General features: G+C 65.7%; 25 protein-coding genes. 15 read left to right on the top strand and 10 right to left on the bottom strand.

Annotated elements, in window-relative coordinates:
* Positions 1-36 precede the first annotated feature (36 nt).
* Complete coding sequence (locus GA0061099_RS32255; protein ID WP_036012829.1) at positions 37-447, top strand: DUF2000 family protein; 411 nt, start codon at positions 37-39, stop codon at positions 445-447.
* A gap of 139 nt (positions 448-586) precedes the next feature.
* Positions 587-1,612: an alcohol dehydrogenase AdhP gene (gene adhP / locus GA0061099_RS32250; RefSeq protein ID WP_036027781.1), complete on the top strand. Its 1,026-nt coding sequence runs from the start codon at positions 587-589 to the stop codon at positions 1,610-1,612.
* Between the two features lie 67 nt (positions 1,613-1,679).
* Here adhP and GA0061099_RS32245 read toward each other — a convergent pair whose 3' ends face one another.
* From GA0061099_RS32245 to GA0061099_RS32235, 3 genes are read right to left on the bottom strand one after another with little or no spacing between them, the layout of a single operon-like run.
* Positions 1,680-2,093, bottom strand: coding sequence for a GFA family protein (locus GA0061099_RS32245; RefSeq protein ID WP_036012827.1), 414 nt, complete (start codon positions 2,091-2,093; stop codon positions 1,680-1,682).
* A gap of 15 nt (positions 2,094-2,108) precedes the next feature.
* Positions 2,109-2,570 (bottom strand): SRPBCC family protein, encoded by a 462-nt coding sequence (locus GA0061099_RS32240; RefSeq protein ID WP_036027779.1) that lies wholly within the window; start codon positions 2,568-2,570, stop codon positions 2,109-2,111.
* Positions 2,567-2,902: an ArsR/SmtB family transcription factor gene (locus GA0061099_RS32235; RefSeq protein ID WP_036012825.1), complete on the bottom strand. Its 336-nt coding sequence runs from the start codon at positions 2,900-2,902 to the stop codon at positions 2,567-2,569. The genes GA0061099_RS32240 and GA0061099_RS32235 overlap by 4 nt, the downstream gene beginning before the upstream one ends.
* A 108-nt stretch (positions 2,903-3,010) precedes the next feature.
* Between GA0061099_RS32235 and GA0061099_RS32230 the strand changes: the two genes are divergently transcribed.
* From GA0061099_RS32230 to GA0061099_RS32205, 6 genes are all read left to right on the top strand, one after another.
* Positions 3,011-3,706 (top strand): TetR/AcrR family transcriptional regulator, encoded by a 696-nt coding sequence (locus GA0061099_RS32230; protein WP_085969158.1) that lies wholly within the window; start codon positions 3,011-3,013, stop codon positions 3,704-3,706.
* On the top strand, positions 3,703-4,506 hold the full coding sequence (locus GA0061099_RS32225; protein ID WP_036027776.1) for an HlyD family secretion protein: 804 nt from the start codon (positions 3,703-3,705) through the stop codon (positions 4,504-4,506). Before GA0061099_RS32230 ends, GA0061099_RS32225 begins: the two co-directional genes overlap by 4 nt.
* Positions 4,503-5,435 carry an ABC transporter ATP-binding protein gene (locus GA0061099_RS32220; RefSeq protein ID WP_036027774.1) on the top strand — a complete coding sequence of 311 codons (933 nt, stop codon included), beginning with the start codon at positions 4,503-4,505 and terminating at the stop codon, positions 5,433-5,435. Before GA0061099_RS32225 ends, GA0061099_RS32220 begins: the two co-directional genes overlap by 4 nt.
* Entirely contained in the window at positions 5,432-6,595 is a 1,164-nt protein-coding gene (locus GA0061099_RS32215) for an ABC transporter permease (RefSeq protein WP_036027772.1), read from the top strand. Before GA0061099_RS32220 ends, GA0061099_RS32215 begins: the two co-directional genes overlap by 4 nt.
* A 29-nt stretch (positions 6,596-6,624) precedes the next feature.
* A complete protein-coding gene (locus GA0061099_RS32210) occupies positions 6,625-7,932 on the top strand; it encodes an adenylate/guanylate cyclase domain-containing protein (RefSeq protein ID WP_036027770.1) in 1,308 nt (435 codons plus the stop codon).
* A 152-nt stretch (positions 7,933-8,084) separates the two neighbouring features.
* Positions 8,085-8,999, top strand: a complete 915-nt coding sequence (locus tag GA0061099_RS32205; protein ID WP_036027795.1) for a PhzF family phenazine biosynthesis protein — start codon at positions 8,085-8,087, stop codon at positions 8,997-8,999.
* Positions 9,000-9,138: 139 nt separating this feature from the next.
* Here GA0061099_RS32205 and GA0061099_RS32200 read toward each other — a convergent pair whose 3' ends face one another.
* Together GA0061099_RS32200 and GA0061099_RS32195 are read right to left on the bottom strand one after the other, a co-directional pair.
* Positions 9,139-9,594: a DUF488 domain-containing protein gene (locus GA0061099_RS32200; protein ID WP_036027769.1), complete on the bottom strand. Its 456-nt coding sequence runs from the start codon at positions 9,592-9,594 to the stop codon at positions 9,139-9,141.
* Between the two features lie 7 nt (positions 9,595-9,601).
* Entirely contained in the window at positions 9,602-10,438 is an 837-nt protein-coding gene (locus tag GA0061099_RS32195) for a DUF72 domain-containing protein (protein WP_085972302.1), read from the bottom strand.
* A gap of 98 nt (positions 10,439-10,536) precedes the next feature.
* On the opposite strand from GA0061099_RS32195, the gene GA0061099_RS32190 reads away from it, so the two are divergent.
* The 4 genes from GA0061099_RS32190 (at position 10,537) to GA0061099_RS32175 (ending at position 14,131) form a co-directional block, all read left to right on the top strand.
* Positions 10,537-10,917 (top strand): hypothetical protein, encoded by a 381-nt coding sequence (locus tag GA0061099_RS32190; RefSeq protein WP_036012816.1) that lies wholly within the window; start codon positions 10,537-10,539, stop codon positions 10,915-10,917.
* Positions 10,918-11,052: 135 nt separating this feature from the next.
* A complete protein-coding gene (locus GA0061099_RS32185) occupies positions 11,053-11,253 on the top strand; it encodes a hypothetical protein (RefSeq protein ID WP_036027765.1) in 201 nt (66 codons plus the stop codon).
* Between the two features lie 241 nt (positions 11,254-11,494).
* Positions 11,495-12,622, top strand: coding sequence for a glycosyltransferase family 2 protein (locus GA0061099_RS32180; RefSeq protein WP_036027763.1), 1,128 nt, complete (start codon positions 11,495-11,497; stop codon positions 12,620-12,622).
* A gap of 6 nt (positions 12,623-12,628) precedes the next feature.
* Entirely contained in the window at positions 12,629-14,131 is a 1,503-nt protein-coding gene (locus tag GA0061099_RS32175) for a glycosyltransferase family 39 protein (RefSeq protein WP_036027762.1), read from the top strand.
* Positions 14,132-14,135: 4 nt separating this feature from the next.
* Here the strand turns inward: GA0061099_RS32175 and GA0061099_RS32170 are convergent, their stop codons facing one another.
* Positions 14,136-16,025, bottom strand: coding sequence for a CHASE2 domain-containing protein (locus GA0061099_RS32170; protein WP_036012809.1), 1,890 nt, complete (start codon positions 16,023-16,025; stop codon positions 14,136-14,138).
* A 56-nt stretch (positions 16,026-16,081) separates the two neighbouring features.
* Complete coding sequence (locus GA0061099_RS32165) at positions 16,082-16,606, bottom strand: FecR domain-containing protein (RefSeq protein ID WP_036012807.1); 525 nt, start codon at positions 16,604-16,606, stop codon at positions 16,082-16,084.
* A 658-nt stretch (positions 16,607-17,264) separates the two neighbouring features.
* Between GA0061099_RS32165 and GA0061099_RS32160 the strand changes: the two genes are divergently transcribed.
* Positions 17,265-18,344, top strand: coding sequence for a tlde1 domain-containing protein (locus GA0061099_RS32160; RefSeq protein ID WP_036027759.1), 1,080 nt, complete (start codon positions 17,265-17,267; stop codon positions 18,342-18,344).
* A gap of 7 nt (positions 18,345-18,351) precedes the next feature.
* On the opposite strand, the gene GA0061099_RS32155 is transcribed toward GA0061099_RS32160, so the two are convergent.
* Positions 18,352-18,981 carry a glutathione binding-like protein gene (locus GA0061099_RS32155; RefSeq protein ID WP_036027757.1) on the bottom strand — a complete coding sequence of 210 codons (630 nt, stop codon included), beginning with the start codon at positions 18,979-18,981 and terminating at the stop codon, positions 18,352-18,354.
* A 13-nt stretch (positions 18,982-18,994) separates the two neighbouring features.
* On the bottom strand, positions 18,995-19,588 hold the full coding sequence (locus GA0061099_RS32150) for a cysteine hydrolase family protein (RefSeq protein WP_036027756.1): 594 nt from the start codon (positions 19,586-19,588) through the stop codon (positions 18,995-18,997).
* Between the two features lie 127 nt (positions 19,589-19,715).
* Here GA0061099_RS32150 and GA0061099_RS32145 point away from each other — a divergent pair, with 127 nt between their 5' ends.
* Together GA0061099_RS32145 and lepB are read left to right on the top strand one after the other, a co-directional pair.
* Positions 19,716-20,555, top strand: a complete 840-nt coding sequence (locus GA0061099_RS32145) for a LysR family transcriptional regulator (RefSeq protein ID WP_036027754.1) — start codon at positions 19,716-19,718, stop codon at positions 20,553-20,555.
* Positions 20,556-20,688: 133 nt separating this feature from the next.
* Positions 20,689-21,435, top strand: a complete 747-nt coding sequence (gene lepB, locus GA0061099_RS32140; protein ID WP_036027753.1) for a signal peptidase I — start codon at positions 20,689-20,691, stop codon at positions 21,433-21,435.
* Between the two features lie 198 nt (positions 21,436-21,633).
* On the opposite strand, the gene GA0061099_RS32135 is transcribed toward lepB, so the two are convergent.
* The coding region (locus GA0061099_RS32135; protein WP_276327052.1) for a TCP-1/cpn60 chaperonin family protein at positions 21,634-22,158 on the bottom strand (525 nt) is incomplete at its 5' end.

The raw sequence follows: 22,158 nt of genomic DNA, 5'->3' as shown, positions 1-22,158 counted from the left end.
GTAGCATCGCCTCGGGAATGACAGCGGAAGGCATACATGCAGTTCGACACCAAGATCGCGGTCGTGATCCGTACCGATCTTCAGGCCTGGCAGAAGCTGAACGTAGCCTCCTTCCTCACCAGCGGCATCGCCGCGGCCTTTCCGGAATGCATCGGCGAAGCCTATGAGGACGCCTCGGGCACGAAGTATCATGCACTGATCGGCCAACCGATCCTGATCTATGGCGCCGACGGTCCGGCGCTGTCGCGCGCGCTGGACCGCGCGCTCGCCCGCAACGTCAAGGCGGCGGTCTATACCGAAGACATGTTCAAGACGACACATGATGGCGCCAACCGCGAGGCGGTGAGGGCGGTTGCGCGTAGCGACCTCAATCTCGTCGGCATTGCGATGCGCGCCGAGCGGAAGGTGATCGACAAGATCGTCGACGGTCTCAAGTTCCATAGCTGACAGATCGAGAGCACCGCGCGGCGTCATCGGGGTGTCATGATGGACCCGCCATTGCGCAAACATTGTGCTTTTTGACTCTCCTCAAGGGTGCGCCAGGCGGCGTCGCTATTCTGCTTCACAAAGCACAAGGAGCAGACCGATGCCGACCATGAAAGCCGCAATCGTCAAGCAATTCGGCAAGCCGCTGGTGATCGAGGACGTGCCGGTGCCGCAGCCCGGTCCGGGCGAGGTTCTGGTCAAGGTCAAGGCCTGCGGCGTCTGTCACACCGATCTGCACGCCGCCTCCGGCGACTGGCCGGTGAAGCCGGTGCCGCCCTTCATCCCCGGCCATGAAGCCGCCGGCATCGTCGCCGCGCTCGGGCCCGGCGTGAAGAATCTGAAAGTCGGCGATGCCGTCGGCGTCGCCTGGCTGCACGACGCCTGCATGTCGTGCGAATATTGCGAGACCGGCTGGGAGACGCTGTGCGAGCACCAGCACAACACCGGCTACAGCGTCAACGGCGGCTTTGCCGAATATGTCATCGCTTCGGCCGCGTTCGCCGCCAAGCTGCCGGCGACGATCGATTTCGCGGCCATCGCGCCGATCCTCTGCGCTGGGGTCACCACCTACAAGGGATTGAAGGAAACCGAGGCCAAGCCCGGCGAGTGGGTCGTGATCTCCGGAATCGGCGGGCTCGGCCATGTCGCGATCCAATACGCCAAGGCGATGGGGCTGAAGGTCGCCGCGGTTGATATCGCCGAGGACAAGTTGGAGCTGGCGCGTGAAACCGGTGCCGATCTCGCGGTCAACGCGCTGGCGGATGGTGCAGTGGAGAAGGTGCTGACGGCGAGTGGGGGAGGCGCGCATGGCGTGCTGGTGACGGCGGTGTCGACTGCTGCATTCGCTCAGGCGCTCAAGATGGTGCGTCGCAAGGGCACTGTCAGCCTCGTCGGCCTGCCGCCGGGCGAATTCCCGACACCGATCTTCGACGTCGTGCTCAAGCGCATCACCGTGCGCGGCTCCATCGTCGGCACGAGGCGTGACCTCGACGAAGCCATCGCGTTCGCCGCCGACGGCAAGGTCAAGGCCGAGGTGACCAAGGTGCCGCTCGCAGCGATCAACGACGTCTTCGACCGGATGAGGGCCGGCAAGATCGACGGTCGCATGGTGCTGGATTTTGGCTAAAGCGTTTTCGAGCGAAGTGGACACCGGTTCGCGTTAAGAAAACGCGTCAAAACAAGAATCTGGCGCTTTACCCTGGCGGCATGCCGTCGAACTTCACCAGGCCAGGGTCGAGAGGATCCCACTCATGGCCGCGCGCGGCGAAGGTCACCGCCTGCGGCCTGTAACGGGCGGGCTCGTCGAGGCTTGCCGCCCGGATCGTGAACACGTCAGGCTGCGCCGCGAAGGTCATGTAGACAGCTACGCCGCATTGTGTGCAGAAGCCGCGGGTCTTCACCTTGCCGTTGTCGGCGACCATGTCCCAGTGCCTGGCATCGCCCGTCAGCGTGACGCCGGCGCGCGCGAAGGTCGCGTACGAGCCATGGCCGCTGCCGCTTTCCCGCTGGCAGTCGCGGCATTGGCAGTGATTGCTGAAGAGGGGCTCCCCTTCAATCGAATAGCGGATCGCGCCGCAGGCGCAGCCGCCGGTATAGGGCTTCTCCATCGCAATATCTCCCACTCAACCTTCGCCGCTGATCTCGTCGAGCTTGCGAACGACCTTCTTCCAGCCGCCGCTCATCACCGTGTAGGCCGACTCGTTCCTGGGCAGGACGAAGCCCGCATGCACGAGGCGGATCCGCGTGCCGGCTTCGACCGGGGTGAGGGACCAGGTCACGACGGTGTCGAGCGGGGCGCCATAGCCGGTGTTGCGCTCGTCGCCGCCTTTCCAGGCGTAGACGAGGCGGCTGAAAGCCACGACCTCCAGAACCCGGCAATGGATCACGCCGTCCCAGTTGCCCCCCGGGGTGGTCTGGAAGGTGAAGGCCTTGCCTTCGACGGCTTCGAAGCCGGTCGGCTGCATCAGCCAGCGCCCGATCAGCTGTCCGCTGGTCAGCGCCTTCCAGATCGTCTGGGCTGTGTGAGGGAAGACCTCGTCGATGACGATGTCTCTTGTGTCGGCTTTCAACGCGGCAGCACTCACGGGTCGATCTCCTTCAAGAGGTCACGCAGGTTCCGGAAACGCTCGCGCCAGAAGACGCCGTAATGGTCCATCCAGGTGACCAGCGGCTCGAGTCCCTGCGGCGCGGCGCGGTAATAGACGTTGCGGCCCTCGGCGCGCTCGGCGACGAGGCCCGCTTGCTTCAACGATTTCAGGTGTTGCGAGACGGCTCCTTGCGTGACGCCGCTGCCGCGCGTCAGCTCGGCGACGCTGATCTCTTTGCTCTCGAACACACGCTCGAACACGGCGCGGCGGGTCGGATCGGCAAGGGCGCGCATCACGGTGGTGACGGGGTTTGGGGTGGCTTCGATCATGCCATCAAATTAGCGGATACTAATGCATTAGTCAACACTAATCCGTCTGGACAGTCGCCGCCCCCGCGCGCTCTTGACTATGACTGACCAGTCAGTCATATATATCGAATGACGAAGAAGCCGACCAAAGCCGCCTTGCCCTCCGCCGCTCCCACCGGAGCGAACGACCCTGGGACTGCTGGCCCCGATGCAGCGCCTGCCTCGAACCGCGCCTCGCGTGCGGCGGAGCGGCGTGCGGCGATCGTGGAGGCGGCGATGGAGGAGTTCATCGCGCGCGGCTTTGCCGCCACCAGGCTCGACGACATCGCCAAGCGCGCCGGCGTCGCCAAGGGCACGATCTACCTGCACTTCAAGGACAAGGAATCGATGTTCGAGGAGCTGGTGCGCATCGTCATCGTTCCCGTGGTCGCACGGCTGACCACGCTGCCGCCGCCGGCAGGCTCGGTGCGCGACCTCATCGAGACGTTCGCCGGCAACTTCCTGAAGGAGGTGATCGGCACGAGACGGGGCGATCTGGTGCGTCTGATCGTGGCGGAGGGGCCGCGCTTTCCGTCCGTCGCCGACTTCTACTACCGCGAGGTGGTCTCGCGCGGGATCACTGCCATGCGCGCGCTGATCGAGCTCGGCATCGCCCGCGGCGAGATCCGGCAGAAGGACCTCGCGCGCTATCCACAGATCCTGGTCGCGCCCGCGATGATCGCCGTGATCTGGCAGAGCCTGTTTGCGCGGCATGCGCCGCTCGACGCGCAGGAGATGCTGCGCGTTCATCTCGATTTGATTTTTGGCGAACGGAGGACGACATGAGGTCGTCGCAAGTGATTTCTTTCTTGGCATTGGTCCTTGTGCTCGCAACCGGGCTTGCCGGGTGCAAGGAGAAGCGCGATCCCGGCTTCCAGGGCTGGGTCGAGGCCGACATGATCTTCGTCAGTCCGGACGAAGCCGGGCGCGTCACCAAGCTCAATGTCCGCGAAGGCGACGAGGTCAAGGTCGGCGATCACCTCTATTCCGTCGATGACGATCTCCAGCTTGCCGACCTCAACCAGCAGAAGGCGACGCTTGCGAATGCGCAGCAGACCTATGACCGTGCGGCCTCGCTGAACAAGACCGGTTCGGGCACGCAGGCCAATCTCGATTCCGCCGTGTCCGCCTTGCGCGTCGCGGAGGCGCGGGTGGCGACCTCGGAGACGCGGATGGCGCGGCGCAAGGGCTTTGCGCCAGTCGCCGGCACCATCCAGCAGATCTATTTCCGCGAAGGCGAGATGGTGGCGGCGCAGCGGCCGGTGCTCTCGATCATGCCGCCCGGCAACATGAAGCTGCGCTTCTTCGTGCCGGAGACCGAGCTGCCGAAGCTCGCGATTGGCGACACGGTGCGTGTCTCCTGTGACAATTGCGCCGCCGACCTCACCGCGAAGATCTACTTCATCGCGACCTCGGCCGAATACACGCCGCCCGTCATCTACAGCCTCGAAGAGCGCAACAAGCTGGTCTATCTGATCCAGGCGCGACCCTCGCGGCCCGATGCCTTGCGCGTCGGACAGCCGATCGACATCCACCTCAATCCCAAAACTCCTGAGACCAAGACACCGGTGGCGGACAAGCGATGAGCAACGGCAACGGCATCGCAATCGACGTCAAGGGCCTGACCAAGTCATTCGGCGGCCGCGAGGTCGTGCACGATCTGTCGATGCAGGTGAAGCGCGGCTCGATCTACGGCTTCCTCGGTCCCAACGGCTCGGGCAAGACCACCACCATCCGCATCCTCTGCGGCCTGCTGACGCCCGACAGCGGCGAGGGCACCTGCCTCGGCTACGACATCCGCCGCGATGCCGAGAAGATCAAGCGCCAGGTCGGCTACATGACCCAGCGCTTCAGCCTGTACCAGGACCTCTCGGTGCGCGAGAACCTCGAATTCGTGGCGCGGCTCTATGGCCTCGCTGACGCGCGCGGCGCCGCGCGCGACATGATCAAGCGGCTCGGGCTCTCGGGGCGGGAGGAGCAGCTCGCCGGCGAGCTCTCGGGCGGCTGGAAGCAGCGGCTGGCGCTCGGGGCCTGCACGCTGCCCAATCCACAATTGTTGCTGCTGGACGAGCCGACCGCCGGCGTCGATCCCAAGGCGCGGCGCGATTTCTGGAACGAGATCCATGCGCTGGCCGCCGAGGGCCTCACGGTGCTGGTCTCGACCCATTACATGGACGAGGCCGAGCGCTGCCACGAGATCGCCTACATCGCATACGGCTATCTGCTGGCGCACGGCACGGTGGAGGAGGTCATCGCGAAATCCGCGCTGACGACCTACACCGTCACGGGCGACGACCTGAACGAGCTTGGCGCGGCGCTCACGGGCAAGCCCGGCATCGACATGGTGGCGCCGTTCGGCACCTCGCTGCATGTTTCCGGCCGCGACGTCCCGGCGCTCGAAGCCAGCATCGCGCCCTGGCGCGAGAGAGGCGGCCTGCACTGGCAGAAGTCCAAGCCCTCGCTCGAAGACGTGTTCATCGAGCTGATGGGACGCTCCAAGGACAATTTCCAATGAGCGCGGTAGAACATCCCGAACCACGGCGCGAAATCCGCGAGCGTTTCGGTTTCCTGCGGCGCTCCTACGCGATGCTGGTCAAGGAGTTCATCCAGCTGAGGCGCGACCGCGTCTCGTTCGCGATGATCGTGATGCTGCCGGTGATGCAGCTGATGCTGTTCGGCTATGCCATCAACACCACGCCGCGTCATCTGCCGAGCGCGGTGCTGCTCCAGGAGGATTCCGATCTCGCCCGCTCGGTGCTGAAGGCGCTGGAGAACACCAAATATTTCCGCTTCCTCTACGAGGTTCACGACGTCGACGATTTCGACAACCTCCTGAAGTCCGGCAAGGTGCTGTTCGGGGTCGAGATCCCGCGCGGCTTCGAGCGGGCGGTGCGGCGCGGCGACAGGCCGGCGCTGCTGGTCGCGGCCGACGCCACCGATCCGGTCGCCGCAAGCGCTGCGCTCGGCTCGCTCGGCATGATCGTGCAGACCGCGCTCGCGCACGATCTCTATATCGGCGAGCCCCCGGAGATGCCGTTCGAGATCCGCGCCCACGCCCGCTACAATCCGGCCGCGAATTCCAGCCTCAATATCGTGCCAGGCCTCGTCGGCACCATCCTCACCATGACCATGCTGATCTTCACCGCGCTCTCGGTCACGCGCGAGGTCGAACGCGGCACCATGGAGAGCCTGTTGTCGATGCCGATCAAGCCGATCGAGGTGATGTTCGGCAAGATCGTGCCCTACGTGCTGGTCGGCTTCGTCCAGGCCTTCCTGATCATCAGCATCGGTGTCGGCCTGTTCGGCGTGCCCGTGCTCGGCAATCTCGTCCTGCTGGCGCTGCTGTCGACGCTGTTCATCACCACCAATCTGGCGGTCGGCTACACCATCTCGACGCTGGTTCAGAACCAGCTCCAGGCCATGCAGATGTCGATGATGTTCTTCCTGCCGAGCATTCTGCTCTCCGGCTTCATGTTCCCGTTCGCAGGCATGCCGGCCTGGGCGCAATATCTCGGCGAATGCCTGCCGCTGACCCATTATTTGCGGATCGTCCGCGCCATCATGCTGAAGGGCGCGACCATGGAGAATTTGCGCTTCGATACGCTGGCTCTGGCGGCCCTGATGCTGCTCGCCATGACCGTCGCGGTGACGCGCTTCCGCCGCACGCTGGATTGAGGCACAATACCCCGGAATCGAGGGGCGGGATGGCCAAGTTTGCGAGCAGGAAAGCGCGGCAGCATGCCGTCTTGTCGGAGGACTTCGAGCGCGAGCTGACGCGGGAGGTGCTGCGCACCGAGCTGTTGCGGGTCCGGGCGCTGATCGCGACCGGCTGCGTCATGACCCTGTTCCTCACCGCAATCTATCTGATCGACCCCGCCGTGGTGAACCGGGTCTGGCGCGGCACCGAAGGGTTCGCCGAAGTCTACGGCCTGCTCGTCGGGTTCATTTTGTTCGAGGTCTGGGTCCACACCCAGATCAGGAAGAACCTCCGCCTCGATCGCGACGTGCCGGTGGCCAGGCGCTATATCGGCACGCTGATCGAGACGTCGCTGCCAACCGTGATCCTCATCCTGCAGATCCGGACCATGGGCGCGACCCAGGCCCTCGGCTTTGCCGTGCCGCTGATGTATTTCATTTTCGTCATCCTCTCGACGCTGCGGCTCGATTTCTGGCTCTCGACCTTCACCGGCTTCGTCGCTGCTGCCGAGCTGTTCGTGGTCGCACTGGTCTACGATCCCTCGAGCAGCGTCGGCGAGCCCCAGCTCTATTTTCACGCGGTCCGCAGCGCCATCATCCTGATCTGCGGCGTGCTCGCCGGCGCCGTCGGCGCGCAATTGCGCCGGCAGTTCGCCGCGAGCATCGCGGCCGCCACCGCGCGTGACCGGGTCACCAATCTGTTCGGCCAGCATGTCTCGCCGCAGGTGGTGGAGCGGCTGATGACGGCGGGAACGGGCGCTAGCGGCGACGTCCGCCGCGTCGCGGTGATGTTCGTCGATTTCCGCGGCTTCACGGCCGGTGCGCAGTCGCGCAGTCCGCAGGAGGTGGTCGACCGGCTCGACGGCGCCTTCGCCGTCCTGGTCGACATTCTCGACCGCCAGGGCGGCATCGTGAACAAGTTTCTCGGTGACGGTTTCCTCGCGCTGTTCGGCGCGCCGCTGGAAGCATCCGACGCCGCGCACCGCGCGGTCGCCGCCGGCCGCGAGATGCTCCGGGCAATGGACCGCATCAACGCAGAGAGCAGCTGGCCGCTGCGGATCGGCATTGGCATCCATTTCGGCGAGGTCGTCGCCGGCAATATCGGCTCGCCCCGGCGCAAGGAATACACGGTCATCGGCGACACCGTGAACTTCGCCTCGCGACTCGAGGCGCTGAACAAGGATTTCGGCTCGCAGCTCTTGATCTCGGCGTCCGTGCGCGAGGCGCTGGGAGCCGACGGCAGCGATGCCGTCGCGCTCGGCGAGGTCGAAGTGCGCGGCTACGAGCAGAAAGTACCGGTGTTTCAGCTGGGATAATGTGCATCACACATCGGTGCGCGCAGTTCTCTTTCATCCAAGCGATTGCTCCGATTGCACTCAATTTTGGGGCATGACGAGCGATGTTTTCGGCTTGTAGAGTGCTGCGCGATGCGGCCGGTCGCGGCCGCGACTTGCATGAGGAAGTGACGATGCAGCGCCGCTACATCACCGTCGACGTGTTCACCGACCGCGCCTTCGGCGGCAACCAGCTCGCGGTGGTGCTCGATGCCGGCGGGCTGACGACGCAGCAGATGCAGGCGATCGCGACCGAGTTCAATTATTCCGAGACCACTTTCGTGCTGCCGCCGCGCGACAGGGCCAACGACGCCGAGGTGCGCATCTTCACGCCGGTGCAGGAGATCGCCTTTGCGGGCCATCCCAATGTCGGCACCGCCTTCGTGCTGGCCTCGATGGCGAAGGAGCCGAAGCTACGCCTGCTGTTCGAGGAGAAGGCCGGGTTGGTCCCGGTCGAGATCGTGCGAGAGCAGGGCAGGGTGATCAGAACCGAGCTCACCGCGCCGCAGCCGCTGCAGCGGCTCTCAACGCTGTCAACAGCGGAAGCCGCGAGCTGCATCTCGCTCGTTGCCGACGACATCAAGACCGACAATCACGAGCCGCAGATTGTCACCGTCGGAAACGCGTTTCTGGTGATGGAGCTGCATTCGCGCGAGGCGCTGAAGCGGGCCCGGCCCGATGCTGCGGCCTTTGGCAAGGTCTTGCCGCGCGATGGTGCCCGCGCGGTGTGGTTCTATACGCGCGATGTGCCGGCGGCGGAGGCGCCTTGCGAGCGACAGGCGCGCATGTTCATGCGCGGTGCCAGCGGCCTCGTCGAGGATCCCGCCACCGGCAGCGCCACGGTTGCCGCCGCCGCGCTGTTCGCCGATCTCGATCCCGCGAGCGACGGCGAGCTGAAGCTGACCGTCGGGCAGGGTTTTGACATGGGTCGTCCAAGCATCCTCTCGACCCGCGTACGCAAGCAGGACGGCAAGATTGTATCCGCTCACATCGGCGGCGCTTGCGTGCAGATGATGGAGGGGACGTTCCGGCTGGCGGGGGAGGGGTAACTTGTCATTCCGGGGCGCGCGTAGCGCGAACCCGGAATCCATCTAGCCGCAGTGTTGGTGGAGGAATGGATTCTCAGGTGCGCAATTGCGCACCCTAGCGCGCGCTGCGCGCGCCCGGGAATGACGGCTGTGGCTACACCTACCGCCCCGCCAAATTCTTCACCGCAACCCCATCGCGCTCCTCGATGATCTCCGCGATCATCTGGCGGTGGCAGTGGGTGTGGTCGCGCTCGTAGCAGAGCAGGCACACCGGGCCGGCCTTTTTCACCAGCGCAGAAAGCTCGTCCATCTCTTCCCTCGCCTGCGGCGTCTTCAGGTGCTTGGAGAAGATCATCTCCAGCACGTCGTATTGACCGCTGCGGGCGGCGAGGCGGCCTTCCTTCGGCGTGCCGAGCGCGGCGAGATGGACATAGCCGATGCCGCGCTCGTCGAGGCCCGCCGAAAGCTGCTTCTTGGAAAAGCCCGGCCGACGCGACGACGTCACCGCGCGCACGTCGACCACGAGCTTGACGCCGGCCTGTTCCAGCTCGTCCAGCACGGCCTTCGGCGGCGTCTGCTCATAGCCGATGGTGAAGAGCTTCTTCGCCTTTGCCATGGGACCCTCAACTCACCCGTGCGATCAGTTCCATGGCGCCGTGCGGTGCGCGTACCTTGCCCTCGTGGATGACGTAAGCGAACACGTCGCGCGGCTCCTTCTTCGGCTTGGCCTTGTCAACCTTCGGGAGATCGTCGGGTTCACCGCCCGAAGCCCAATCCTGGAAGCGCTGGGCCCAGGCATCGAGCTGCTTCGGCGGATAGCAGGTCTTGATCTCGTCATTGCCCTTCTGCAGCCGCGCATAGACGAAATCGCCGGCGACATCTGCGATGGCGGGATATTTGCCGTGCTCGGCGAAAACCACGGGCGTCTCGAACTCGCGGATCAGCGCCACGAAGTCCGGCGTGCAGAAGCTGTCATGGCGCACTTCCACGACATGGCGCAGCGCGCGCCCCTCGAGCTTGCGCGGCAACAGCTCCAGGAACTTGCCGAAATCGGCGCCATCGAACTTCTTCGTCGGCGCAAACTGCCACAGCACCGGCCCGAGATGATCGCCGAGTTCCAGCACGCCGGAATCGTAGAACCGCTTGATGGAATCACCGGCCTCGGCGAGCACGCGGCGGTTGGTCGCAAAGCGCGGTCCCTTCACCGAGAACACGAAACCGTCAGGCACCTCGCTCGCCCATTTGCGAAAGCTCTCCGGCTTCTGCGAGCCGTAATAGGTGCCGTTGATCTCGATCGAGGTCAGCTTCGAAGCGGCATAGGACAGCTCCTTCGCCTGCGCGAGCTTCTCCGGATAGAACACGCCGCGCCAGGGCTCGAAGGTCCAGCCGCCGATACCGATGAAGATGTTGCCGGAGTTTTTGGACGCAGTTTTTACTTTGGCCACGGGAGGATCTCGCATCGACGGGGAGGGATCTCATCCTAATCAAACCAGATGTGATTGGCCAGTTGGCCGGTCCGGTCTAAGCTCGCGACGGGCCCGCAAAGAAGGAGAACAAGATGCGGATGCTGCTGGTGGGGGGCGCGCTCGTCATGATGACATCTGCTGCCATGACAAGTTCTGCCGTGGCGGATGACGACGACACGAAGGGCGCGCAGAAGCTCGCTCAGCAGGGCCGCGACGACTATTGGCATTGCCTCGCGCGGGAATATTCGCGCGAGTCCAATCAGGGCCTGTCGGAGCAGGATTTCGGCCGCTCGGTTGCCGGAGCCTGTCCGTCGGAGCGGCAATATTACCGGGTCACGCTGCTCGATTATCTCACCACGCAATATCCTGATATCGATGCCGGCGCTCATCTCGCCACCGCGAACAGAGCGGTGGAGGCGGCGCAGAAGGACATCGTGATGGCCTTCGTCAAGCACCGGCCGCCCCAGAAGTAGGGGAGTGGCGAATCGCGAATAGGGCGACAAGGCATGCCATGCTCATTCGCCACTCGCCATTCGCGATTCGCCCTGGGCCTTCCAGTCGCGCGCTCATCCATGGTATCACTGAGCCCGTCTGGAGCAGGAACTTGCATGTCGTCTGAGTCGGTGGGTGGCATTCTGGGGGCGATCGTCGCGGCGGTCGTCCTTGCGGTTGCCGTCGTGTTCGGGCCGATCGGCCAGTACGGCAAGCCGCCCAAGCCGGCGAAGGCCGAGCCGGCGGCGGCGGCACCCGCAGCCCCGGTCGCGCCCGCGCCGCGCGGGCCGGTCATCCGGGAAGTGCCCAACCAATAGGGTTTGAAAATCGGATTTCCGCCCCCTTGCGGAACGCTTTTGCCATTCCCATCTAGCTTCTAACGGCGACGTTGAGCGTAAAGACCTCCGTCGCTGGAACGACCTTGGAATTGCTTAAGGCTTGCGCCGGATGTACGCGCGGCCCGCCGTTCCGGGGTCGTTGGCATTTTAGGCCCCTTTTCGGCCCTTCCCCAGACCCCCGGCTTGGCAGCGCAGGATGCGGCGGATATACGCTGCCGTCATGAACGAAGCGATCAGACCGGGCATCGACAACCAAGCCCACGAGGGGCCGGAACTGTCGGTTATCGTCCCAACTTTCAACGAGCGCGACAACGTCACCGTGCTGTACCGGCGCCTCGAGGCGACGCTCGCCAACGTCGTCTGGGAAGTCGTGTTCGTCGATGACAATTCGCCCGACGGCACCTGGGATGTCGTGCGCGAGTTGGCGCAGCGCGACAGCCGGGTGCGCTGCGTCCGCCGCATCGGCCGCCGCGGCCTGTCGGGCGCCTGCATCGAGGGCATCCTTGCCTCCAGCGCGCCCTATGTGGCCGTGATCGATGCCGACCTCCAGCACGACGAGACGCAGTTGCCCAAGATGCTGCTCTTGCTCGCGAGCGATCAGGCCGACCTCGTCGTCGGCAGCCGCTACATCGAGGGCTACAAGAGCGAAGGCTTCAACAGGCAGCGCGCCGGCGCCAGCGCGCTCGCGACCGAGGTCGCCAAGAAGATGCTGCGGGTCGAGATTGCCGACCCCATGAGCGGCTTCTTCATGATCCGCCGCGACCGCTTCGAGCAGCTCGCGCCAAAACTCTCCGTGCACGGCTTCAAGATCCTGCTCGACATCGTCGCGACCGCGCATGGCAGCTTGCGGGCGGTCGAGATTCCCTACACGTTCGGCGCCCGCCAGCACGGCGAGAGCAAGCTCGATTCCATGGTCGCGCTCGACTTCCTCGGCCTCGTCTTCGCCAAGCTGACCAACGACATCGTCTCGCTGCGCTTCATCCTGTTCGCGATGGTCGGCGGCATCGGCCTCGTCGTGCACCTGACCACGCTGTTCATCGCGCTTCGCCTGTTCAACGCGCCGTTCCCGGAGGCGCAGGCCGCGGGCGCCATCGTCGCCATGACCAGCAATTTCATCCTCAACAACTTTCTCACCTATCGCGACCAGCGGCTGAAGGGCTTTGCGCTGCTGCGCGGGCTGATCGCCTTCTACATCGTGTGCAGCGTCGGCCTGCTCGCCAATGTCGGCGTCGCCTTCTCGGTCTACGACCAGGAGCCGATCTGGTGGCTGGCCGGCCTGGCCGGCGCGTTGATGGGCGTGGTGTGGAACTACGCGATGTCCGGACTGTTCGTCTGGCGCAAGAAATAGCGCGTGATGGGCGGGGCCGACGCGCGGATCGTCCGCAACACCGCGCTGCTGATTGTCGCGCTGGTGGGATTGCGGCTCGTCGCAGCCGCCTTCACGCCGATCACGTTCGACGAAGCCTATTACTGGATGTGGTCGAAGAGCCTCGCCGGGGGCTATTACGACCACCCGCCCATGGTCGCCTATGTGATCCGCGCCGGCACCATGATCGCGGGCGATACCGAGCTCGGCGTCCGCCTCGTCTCGATCCTGCTCGCGCTGCCGATGAGCTATGCGGTCTATCGCTCCGCCGCAATTCTGTTCGGCGGGGTGCGTGTGGCCGCGACCAGCGCCATCCTGCTCAACGTGACGCTGCTGGCTTCCGTCGGCACGCTGATCGTCACGCCCGATGCGCCGCTGCTGGTCGCCTCCAGCTTCGTGCTGTTCTTTCTCGCCAAGGTGCTGGAGACCGGACGCGGCGCCTGGTGGCTCGCGGTCGGCGCCGCCGTCGGCGCGGCGCTATTGTCGAAATACACCGCGATGTTCTTTGGCGCCGCGATCCTGATCTGGCTCGCTTGCGTGCCGAAGCTGCGGCGCTGGTTCCTCTCGCCCTGGCCCTATCTCGGCGGCCTCGTCGCGCTGGCGCTGTTCTCGCCGGTGATCCTCTGGAATGCCGACCATCAATGGGTCTCGTTCGCAAAGCAGCTCGGCCGCGCCAGGATCGAGGACTTCCGCCCCGTCTTCATCGCCGAGCTGATCCCGACCCAGATCGCGTTCGCAACCCCGCTGGTCTTTATCCTCGGCGCCATGGGCCTGCATGCGCTGACCTGGCAGCGCGCCGGCGCGCTGGCCTCGCGCGTGCTGATCGAGACGATGTTCTGGACCATCGTCGCCTATTTCGTCTGGCATTCGCTGCATGCGCGCGTCGAGGCCAACTGGTTCGCGCCGGTGTATCCGCCGTTCGTCATTGCCGCGGCCGCCGCGGCCAATCTTGCGCAATGGAAGCCGCGTCAGCGGCGCCTCGTCGACGTTTGCCAGCGCTGGGCCGCGCCTGTGGGCATCGTCATGTTTGCCGCCTTGATCGTGCAGGCCAATACCGGCTGGTTGTCCGGATATCGCCGCGATGCCACCGTGCGCAGTGTCGGTGTCGGCTGGCGCGAGCTCGCGGCCGGAATCGAAGCGGTGCGCGCGCGCAGTGGCGCCACCTGCGTGCTGGCGCAGGATTACGGCACCACGAGCTGGCTCGCATTCTATCTGCCGCGCGGCACCTGCGTCGCGCAGCAAAATCAGCGCATCCGCTGGGTCAACATGGCCGAACCCGATCCCAAGCTGCTCGCCGGCAAGCTGCTCTATGTCGACGAGCTGCGCGCCGACGGTCATCCTGCCCTCAATGCTCTCTTTGCAAAGGTGACGCAGGTGGCGCAATTGCAGCGCAAGCGCGGGCCGCTCGTGATCGAGACCTACGGCATCGACCTGCTGGAAGTCGCCAAGGGCGAGGTGCTGGACCGCTCGCCGCCGCCGGAAGCGCGGTAGCGCCTTAATCAATCATCTCGGCCTTGTCAGCATCCTGCCCCGGCCCATCGCGATCGCGCCAGAACCAGACGGTCACGACGCCGGAACGGCCGCGGACCCGGGCGAGCAGGGGGCCGGACAGAACACCGTCGGGCGCGCCCTGGAAGTCGGCCGCATCCAGCAGCGTGTCGCTCAGCGCAAGGCGCGCATCGTTCTGGGCGGCAATCTCCATCAGCCGGCTTGCGACGTTGACGGTGTCGCCCGTCGCCGTGATGTGCTGATGGCTTTCGCCGAGTCGCGAGGCGACGATCGGGCCGCAATGCGCGCCGATCTTGTAGCCGAGCTGACCCGCGATCGCCGGCGGAAGCGAGGCGATCCAGCGTGCGAGGCCGCGATGCAGATCGACCGCGCATTTCAGCGCGCGCGCCGAATCGTCGGGCATGGCGCGCGGCAGCCCGAACAGGATCATGGCGCCGTCGCCGAGAAAGCCCGTGATCATGCCGCCGCAATCGATCGCGATCCGGTCGATCAGCGCATGAAACGCCTTCAGAATATCCGTGAGCTCGTCCGGATCGATCCGCTCGCTCAAACCGGTGAAACCGGAGAGATCGACGAACACCACGGCTGCATCCTGCCGCACCGGCTTCGACAGGAAGTTCGGATCTCGCGAGAGCCAATCCCGCAGCGCCGGAGCCTGGAATTGCGCAAGCGACCTGCTCTTAGCGGCGAAATATTGCGTGCGGCGGCCTCCGGCCCACAGCTGCACGCCGGCAAAGACCGCAACCGGCGGCACGGCGGCGGCGAGCGTGGTCGCGGCGTTCAGCCAGACGCCGTGCGTGAACGCGAACAGGTTGAGCCCGGCCCAGGCGATCATCACCGCGGCCGCCGCCATGGTGCCGAGTGCGATGCGCCGCCAGGCGAGCAGGCCGACCAGCAGCACCGGCAGCAGGATCGCCGTGAGCGCGTCGGCAATGCGGACGCGGTGGTCACGCAGGATGGCGTCGCCGGCGACGAGATGCGTGATTGCGGTCGAGACCACCTCGACGCCGGGCATCAGGGAATCGAACGGCGTCGGATAGAAGTCGCCGCCGCCGGCGACGGAGGCGCCGATCACGACGATCCGGTTCTCGATGGCCGCGCGATCGAGCGTGCCGTCGAAGATGCTCTGTGCGCTGACGGTACGGATGGTGCGGCGCGGGCCGTAATAGGTGATCGGCAATGCCAGATTGCTGTCGGTCGGCACCACGCGATCGCCGAGCATGAGATGGCCCGGCGCGACGGTCAGCGGCTGGTCGAGCGCGCGCGCCGCGACGCGCAACGGAAACGACAGCTCGACCTTGTCGCGGGTCCGGAACAGCATCGGCACCGAGAGCGGCGAGCCCGATTGCCCGGTCGCGACGTTGACGATGCCGACCTCGGCGTGATCGGCGAATGCGGGCAATGGCTGCAGGAAGCGCTCGGCCTCCGGCAGCACGGCCAGCGGACCTTCGCTGCTGGGTGACACGGTTTCGCTGGCCGAGGGGAAGATCGCGGCGGCGGCGAGCACCATGCGGCCGGTGGCCAATGTGTTGGCCAGCGTCGCATCGCCGATCGCGGCGCTGCGGTCGACCAGCAGCAGGTCGATCGCCACGACCTTCGGCTTGAACTGCACGATGGTATCGACCACGCGGGCAAGATCGGCGCGCGGCAGTGGATAGGTGCCGCCGCGCTTCACCACCGTGTCGTCGATCGCAACGATGGTGACGAAATCCGGCGGACGCCGCACGCCGCGCGCCTGCGTCCGCCAATCCGTCAACGTGGCTTCGAGGCGGTCCAGGAAGCGCAGATGGCCGTGGGCATGCGTGGCATAGATGCCCGCGCCCCACAGCGCGGTGAGGACGAGTGCCACCAGGATCTGAACGCGTCGGCTGCGCATGCGGTCTTGCAATCGTATAATCCAAATCTCATGGGCCGGGCCTTGCCGGCCCCGGCTCATTGCCCGAGTCTGGCCATGAGCGCGTCGACGCGCGGCTGGCCCCAGGTCTTGACGGTCAACGGACCGGTTGGCTCGACATCGACGCCTTCGCCGGGGCCGAGCACGACGCCGCGTCCACGAGCCCTGCGGCTCACGCCGACCCGGCCGTCTGCGACGAACACGGAAGTCTTGGCGTCGGCGGCATCGACCGCCCATTTCGTGCCGCGCACTGCGGCGATCGCTTGCGGCGTCAGCACCTTGAAGGGATTGCCGCGCGGCTTCTTGGGCACCTCGATCAGCAGCGCTTTGCTGCTCAACTCCACGGAGTCTATATGTCCGTCGCGGTTGGCGTCCTTAAGTTCAAATCTGGCGCCGTTTTCCGCAACGATGGTGATGCCGTTGTCGCAGCGCCAGGTCTGCGTCCCGGCAGCCGACGGCGATGCCGTGCAGCCCGCATTCGCCGCAGGCTGCGCAGTCGCAGATCCGATCAACAGAAACGACCCCGCCAGGGCGAAAAACCCCGCGCGCGCAATCCCTCTCATGCCAGCCTCCGTTTGCGTGCTCGGCACAGCTCAGGGCAGGATGATACGGTACCGTATCACGCGCAGAGGCTGCTGAAAAGTGCCGAAGTGGGAGCTATTTTCTCGCGGCCGCGATGTCCAGAACCGAGGCGATCAACTTTCAATCACGGCGCCGTGCCGCGGTGCCCGGCGCGTCATGAGCATGCACCGTTGTCGCGCGGCCGACGAGGCCCAATCCGACGCGTCGCCCACCAGCCTCGCGCAACGCTGGCGCGTTACGTTCGGGGGCAGTGGAGGGCCACGAAAATGACGTTCTCAAGTGCGTCATGGATGTGGCCGCAGACGTCCGCAGAGCCTGCTGAACCGGCCAAGAATTATAGTTAACAGACCCGACTAAGTCCGTAGTTCTGCGGGCGTTTTTCTCAAAACGGGACAGCGTTAACGAGTCGCCGCAGATCCGCCCGAACTTAATCCGCATTTAACTAAAAGTCGCCTTAATGACGCTCCGACCCTCTGCGAGATGCTGTTCCCGGATCGTGACCAGCGGCACTTCGAAGGGGGACAGAGTGACACCGTCCTGGACGCAAGGCGAATGAGTACGAGTATCGCTGCGCAGAGTAACGCGGCACGGAAGTCCAAGAATTTCTCGAAGACCAATTCGCGGAAATCTTCCCGGAAAATGACCACGACCAATTGGCTTGGCGCCGCGGCGATCGGCTGCGCCGTGATGGGCGCTGCCTGGACCATTCACAGCAACATCTTCGGCGCGAGCGTCTATCCCTCCGTCGGCAGCGTCGGCTACGACGAGCCGGTGATCAAGCGCGCGCCCAGGGTGGTGCTGCGCGAGGCCGGCGAGGCCATCAAGGAAACCTTCGCGCTGCTGCCCGACCGCCTCCAGGTCGCAGCTCCAATCTCGCGCGAGATGTTCAACGAGCGCTTTGCCGCGGCCGCAACGCAGGGCGTGCCATCGAATGCCACAAGCGCCGCACCCCCGGCGCAGGTCGTTGCGGTGGCCAAAGACGCCCCGAAGCAGGGCGTGATCGCGAAGGTCGCGGAAGCGCTGAAGCCGGCAGCCAAGGGCGCCGACAACGCCGCGGACAAGACCAAGCGCGCGCCGGCTGCCCAGCTGCAACTCGCCTCGGCTGACCCGGCCGAGATCGTGCCGGCGCCCGAAGCCAAGCAAAAATCCTTCGCCGACCGTGCCAAGGCCGCGGTGATGTCGATCACCGCTCCGCGCCAGGCGATGGTGGAAAAGCTGTGGGGCAAGCGCGAAGCGTCCGGCGGGCTGCTCGCCTACGCCTCGGCCGATGCCAGCATCACTGCGTCCATCGCCCCGAAGGAGCAGAACCCGATGTTCGGCGGCGCTCCGCCTTATGAGCGGGACACCGCGGTCTACGACATCACGGCCAAGATGGTGTATCTGCCTGACGGCACCAGGCTCGAGGCGCATTCCGGCCTTGGCGCCAACCGCGACGATCCGGACTCGCGCCGCCTGCGCATGCGCGGCGTGACGCCGCCGCACATCTATACGCTGAAACCGCGCGAGGCGCTGTTCCACGGCGTGCCGGCGCTGCGCCTCACCCCGATCGGCGGCGAGAGCGCGATCTACGGCCGCGACGGCCTGCTCGCCCACACCTTCATGCTCGGGCCGGGCGGCGATTCCAACGGCTGCGTGTCGTTCAAGGATTACTACGCGTTCCTCGACGCCTACCGCAACAAGGGCATCCGCAAGCTCGCGGTGCTGGCGCGGGTGGAGTGAGGCGAGCTCAGGCCGCAACGGTCTTGCGCAGCGCCATCTCGGTCGCGATCGCGCGCCGGACCGCGGGGCGGGCCTGCATGCGTTCGAGATAGGCCGCGAGCGGTGGCCATTGCGCGATGTCGATCCCTGCCGGACGGAGCAGAAGCAAGGTCCAGGTGAGATGGGCATCGGCCACGGTGAAGGCGTCGCCGACGAGGAATTCGCGGCCCGCCAGATGCGCTGCCGGCACCGACAATGTCTGTATGATCCTCGCGCGCGGCTTGGCCAGCGAGCCCTCGTCCTTGTACCAGAAGGTTGGAAACAGGAACGCCTTGTGGATCTCGGCGCCGACGAAGCTCAGCCATTCCTGCAGGCGATAACGATCGATGTCGCCGGGCCGCGGCGCAAGGCCTGCCTCCGGCTTCACATCGGCGATGTATTGCAGCACCGCTGCGCTTTCCGTCAGCCGCTCGCCGCTCTCCAGCACCAGGACCGGCACCGCGCCCTTCGGTGACACGTCGAGGAAGTCGCCGCCGTCGTCCACGAGCCGCTTGGTCCAGATATGGGCGAGGTGATACTGCGCCTCGATCCCGGCCTCCATCAGCGCGATGCGGCTCGAGAGCGAGCAGGCCATCGGAAAGAAATAGAGCTGCAGCATCGGGACGGTCTCCTCAGGTCAGTGCGTCGCTCTGCGCGATGATAGCGAAGCGATCCGACAATTCGGCCAGAGCGACCTCGTGAATCATTCTCGCCGGCAGCGCGCCGCCGCGCCCATCGGGAAGATCGCGCGTGGCGCAGGCGTCGGCCGCGATCGTCGTGCGCAGGCCGAGATCGAGCGCGGCGCGCGCGGTCGAAGACACGCACATATGCGTCATGAACCCCGCGAGCACGATGTTCTTGCGCGCCGTGGCGGCCAGCCGGGCCTGCAGGTCGGTGCCGGCGAAGGCATTCGGCAGCGTCTTCTCGATCACGGGCTCGGTCGCCAGCGGCGTCAGGCGCTCGACGATGGCGCCGCGCGCCGCCTCGCGGTCGAACAGGCCGCCGGCGCGGCCCTTGTGCGCGACGTGGAAGATCGCAGCTCCGCTCTCCCGTGCGCGCGCGAGCAGGCGCGCAGCCGCGGCGATCGCCGCTTGCGCATCGGGCAAAGCGATCGGGCCGGCGCAATATTCGTTCTGGATGTCGATCAGAACGAGACATGTCTCGCTGAGCTCCGGCGGATTGAGATCGGCGCCGGCGAGTTCGAGCAGCGTCTTTGGAGCGGTCATGCTGTCAGGCTTTCGTGAATTCGGATGTTTCGACATTAGCGCAGCAGCAGCCTGCCATTGTGCAGGACTATTGCAGCTCATGGCTGCGAATTTGCAGGCAGCGGCGGCGCCTGCTAGGCTCGCTCCGATGAACTGGGACGATCTGCGCATCATCGCCGCGGTCAGGGACGAGGGCACCTATGCCGGCGCCAGCGCGCGGCTGCGCATCGACGAGACCACCGTCGGCCGCAGGCTTGCGCGCATCCAGCGCGATCTCGGCGTGCCGCTGTTCGACGCGGTGGACGGCGTGCGCCGGCCGACGCGCCAGTGCGAGGCGGTGCTCGCCCATGTAGGAGCGATGGCCGCGCATGCGGCGGCGATCGACCGCATCAAGGAGAGCCAGGTCGGCCCGGTCGGGCGGCTGCGCATTGCCTCGACCAATGCGGTCGCCGAAGAGCTGCTGGCGCCGCATGCGAGCAGCTTCCTGCGCGATCATCCGGGGCTGACGCTGCAATTCCTCACCGCGAGCGGCAACGTCAAGTTCTCGCGCTGGCAGGCCGATCTCGCCATCCGCCTGCGCAAGCCGGAGAAGGGTGACTTCACCATCTCCAAGCTCGGCGACGTCAGGCTGTACTACTTCGAGCCTGCGGACCGCGGCGGCGGCGAGCCCGTTGCGTGCGTCTATCCGGACGAGCTCGACGCGATTCCGGAAGCGCAGTTCTTGCGAGCGAAGCGGCTGACCAACGTGCGCTGCGTCACCGACAATGTCCGCATCATCCGCACCATGATCCAGTCGCATCAGGCGATCGGCGTGCTGCCCGAGCACAGCTGCGCACCCCTGCTCGGCGACCGCAGCCTGCGCGCCACCCTGCTCCCGAAGCGCCGCGACGTCTGGCTGCTGGTGCAGAACCACCTCAAGCGCGATCCGGCGACACGCGTGACGATCGACTGGGTGAGGGCGTGCTTCCAGGATTTGTCACACGGCTGACCGCTGCCAATGTCCCGGGCCACGCATTGAACGCGGTCTGGGCGACATGCGACCAATTTGAGCTGGTCGGGGATTGAGCGCGCTCGCAGGTTGCGTCATCTTGGGGCCGCAACGTCTTGATCAGGGAAGGCACATGACCGTTCTTCAGGAATCGATCCGCCCCGCGGCACGATCCGGCGACTGGAAGGCGATCGTCGTCCTGATCCTCATGATCCCGGTGCTGTGGTCGCCGGTGATCCTGTTTCGCTTCGTTCTGTATCAGCCGTTCAACATTCCGTCCGGTTCGATGACGCCGGCGCTGATGGTCGGCGACTACGTCTTCGCCGCGAAATACGCTTACGGGTATGGCCGCTATTCCCTCCCATTCGCGTCGTCCTGGATCTCGGGCCGCATCCTCGCCGCCGACCCCGAATACGGGGATATCGTGGTGTTCCGGACCGCGAAGGACGGTTCTGCCGACTACGTCAAGCGCGTCGTCGGCTTGCCCGGAGACCGCATCCAGATGCGGCAGGGCCGGCTCATCCTCAACGACCGCCCGGTGACCCGCATCGCCCTGGAGGCGACACAGGCCGGCGACGCCTGCGGTGTCGACGAGCGCGCGGTGGTCAAGCGCTGGCGCGAGACGCTGCCGAGCGGCGCGTCCTATGTGACCTATGACTGCCTCGACAACGGCTATCTCGACAACACAGACGTCTTCACGGTGCCGCCGGGCCACATCTTCGTGCTCGGCGACAACCGCGACAATTCCACCGACAGCCGCGTGCAGTCGACGTTCGGCTTCGTGCCGATGGACAATCTCGTCGGCAAGGTCACGCGGATCGTCTGGTCGCTCGACGAAGACGGCGAGCCGCGCTTCGAGCGGATCGGCAAGGTGGAGTGAGGCTCAGAATGACGACGGTTCGTAGCCCGGATAGAGTGCAAGCGTAATCCGGGAGAACTGGCCGCGTCGCACGAACTGTCCCGGATTGCGCTGCGCTCCATCCAGGCTACGGGCGAGCCGCTGTGGTTTGGCGACACCCCAAAAACAAAAACCCCGGCATCGCTGCCGGGGTTTCGTAGTCCTTGAGGTCGTTGGACCTTAGAAGTCCATGCCGCCCATGCCGCCGCCCGGAGGCATCGCGGGGCCGGCGCCGCCCTTCTTGGGCAGCTCGGCGACCATGGCTTCCGTGGTGATCAGGAGCGCGGCCACGGAGGCAGCGTTCTGGATCGCGGTGCGGACCACCTTGGTCGGGTCGATGATGCCCTTCTTGACGAGGTCGGCATATTCGCCGGTCTGGGAGTCGAAGCCGTAATTGTAGGCCTTGTTCTCCAGGATCTTGCCGACGATCACCGAGCCGTCTTCACCGGCGTTGATCGCGATCTGGCGAGCGGGAGCCGACAGCGCCTTGCGCACGATCTCGACGCCGGTCTTCTGGTCGTCGTTCTTGGTGCGCAGACCCTTGAGCTGCTCGGAGGCACGGAGCAGGGCGACGCCGCCGCCCGGAACGATGCCTTCTTCCACGGCCGCGCGGGTCGCATGCATCGCGTCATCAACGCGATCCTTGCGCTCCTTCACCTCGACCTCGGTCGCGCCGCCGACGCGGATCACCGCGACGCCGCCCGC

Origin of the sequence: Bradyrhizobium yuanmingense (genome assembly GCF_900094575.1) — a bacterium.
Classification (GTDB): domain Bacteria; phylum Pseudomonadota; class Alphaproteobacteria; order Rhizobiales; family Xanthobacteraceae; genus Bradyrhizobium; species Bradyrhizobium yuanmingense.
Note: the sequence above shows the minus strand (reverse complement) of the source record. Positions and strands in the feature narration are given on the sequence as shown.

Coding starts and splice junctions, on each gene's coding strand:
- GA0061099_RS32255 (WP_036012829.1), top strand. CDS start 37: ATGCAGTTCGACACCAAGATCGCGGTCGTGATCCGTACCGATCTTCAG.
- adhP (WP_036027781.1), top strand. CDS start 587: ATGCCGACCATGAAAGCCGCAATCGTCAAGCAATTCGGCAAGCCGCTG.
- GA0061099_RS32245 (WP_036012827.1), bottom strand. CDS start 2,093: ATGGAGAAGCCCTATACCGGCGGCTGCGCCTGCGGCGCGATCCGCTAT.
- GA0061099_RS32235 (WP_036012825.1), bottom strand. CDS start 2,902: ATGATCGAAGCCACCCCAAACCCCGTCACCACCGTGATGCGCGCCCTT.
- GA0061099_RS32230 (WP_085969158.1), top strand. CDS start 3,011: ATGACGAAGAAGCCGACCAAAGCCGCCTTGCCCTCCGCCGCTCCCACC.
- GA0061099_RS32225 (WP_036027776.1), top strand. CDS start 3,703: ATGAGGTCGTCGCAAGTGATTTCTTTCTTGGCATTGGTCCTTGTGCTC.
- GA0061099_RS32220 (WP_036027774.1), top strand. CDS start 4,503: ATGAGCAACGGCAACGGCATCGCAATCGACGTCAAGGGCCTGACCAAG.
- GA0061099_RS32215 (WP_036027772.1), top strand. CDS start 5,432: ATGAGCGCGGTAGAACATCCCGAACCACGGCGCGAAATCCGCGAGCGT.
- GA0061099_RS32210 (WP_036027770.1), top strand. CDS start 6,625: ATGGCCAAGTTTGCGAGCAGGAAAGCGCGGCAGCATGCCGTCTTGTCG.
- GA0061099_RS32205 (WP_036027795.1), top strand. CDS start 8,085: ATGCAGCGCCGCTACATCACCGTCGACGTGTTCACCGACCGCGCCTTC.
- GA0061099_RS32200 (WP_036027769.1), bottom strand. CDS start 9,594: ATGGCAAAGGCGAAGAAGCTCTTCACCATCGGCTATGAGCAGACGCCG.
- GA0061099_RS32195 (WP_085972302.1), bottom strand. CDS start 10,438: ATGCGAGATCCTCCCGTGGCCAAAGTAAAAACTGCGTCCAAAAACTCC.
- GA0061099_RS32190 (WP_036012816.1), top strand. CDS start 10,537: ATGCGGATGCTGCTGGTGGGGGGCGCGCTCGTCATGATGACATCTGCT.
- GA0061099_RS32185 (WP_036027765.1), top strand. CDS start 11,053: ATGTCGTCTGAGTCGGTGGGTGGCATTCTGGGGGCGATCGTCGCGGCG.
- GA0061099_RS32180 (WP_036027763.1), top strand. CDS start 11,495: ATGAACGAAGCGATCAGACCGGGCATCGACAACCAAGCCCACGAGGGG.
- GA0061099_RS32175 (WP_036027762.1), top strand. CDS start 12,629: ATGGGCGGGGCCGACGCGCGGATCGTCCGCAACACCGCGCTGCTGATT.
- GA0061099_RS32170 (WP_036012809.1), bottom strand. CDS start 16,025: ATGCGCAGCCGACGCGTTCAGATCCTGGTGGCACTCGTCCTCACCGCG.
- GA0061099_RS32165 (WP_036012807.1), bottom strand. CDS start 16,606: ATGAGAGGGATTGCGCGCGCGGGGTTTTTCGCCCTGGCGGGGTCGTTT.
- GA0061099_RS32160 (WP_036027759.1), top strand. CDS start 17,265: ATGACCACGACCAATTGGCTTGGCGCCGCGGCGATCGGCTGCGCCGTG.
- GA0061099_RS32155 (WP_036027757.1), bottom strand. CDS start 18,981: ATGCTGCAGCTCTATTTCTTTCCGATGGCCTGCTCGCTCTCGAGCCGC.
- GA0061099_RS32150 (WP_036027756.1), bottom strand. CDS start 19,588: ATGACCGCTCCAAAGACGCTGCTCGAACTCGCCGGCGCCGATCTCAAT.
- GA0061099_RS32145 (WP_036027754.1), top strand. CDS start 19,716: ATGAACTGGGACGATCTGCGCATCATCGCCGCGGTCAGGGACGAGGGC.
- lepB (WP_036027753.1), top strand. CDS start 20,689: ATGACCGTTCTTCAGGAATCGATCCGCCCCGCGGCACGATCCGGCGAC.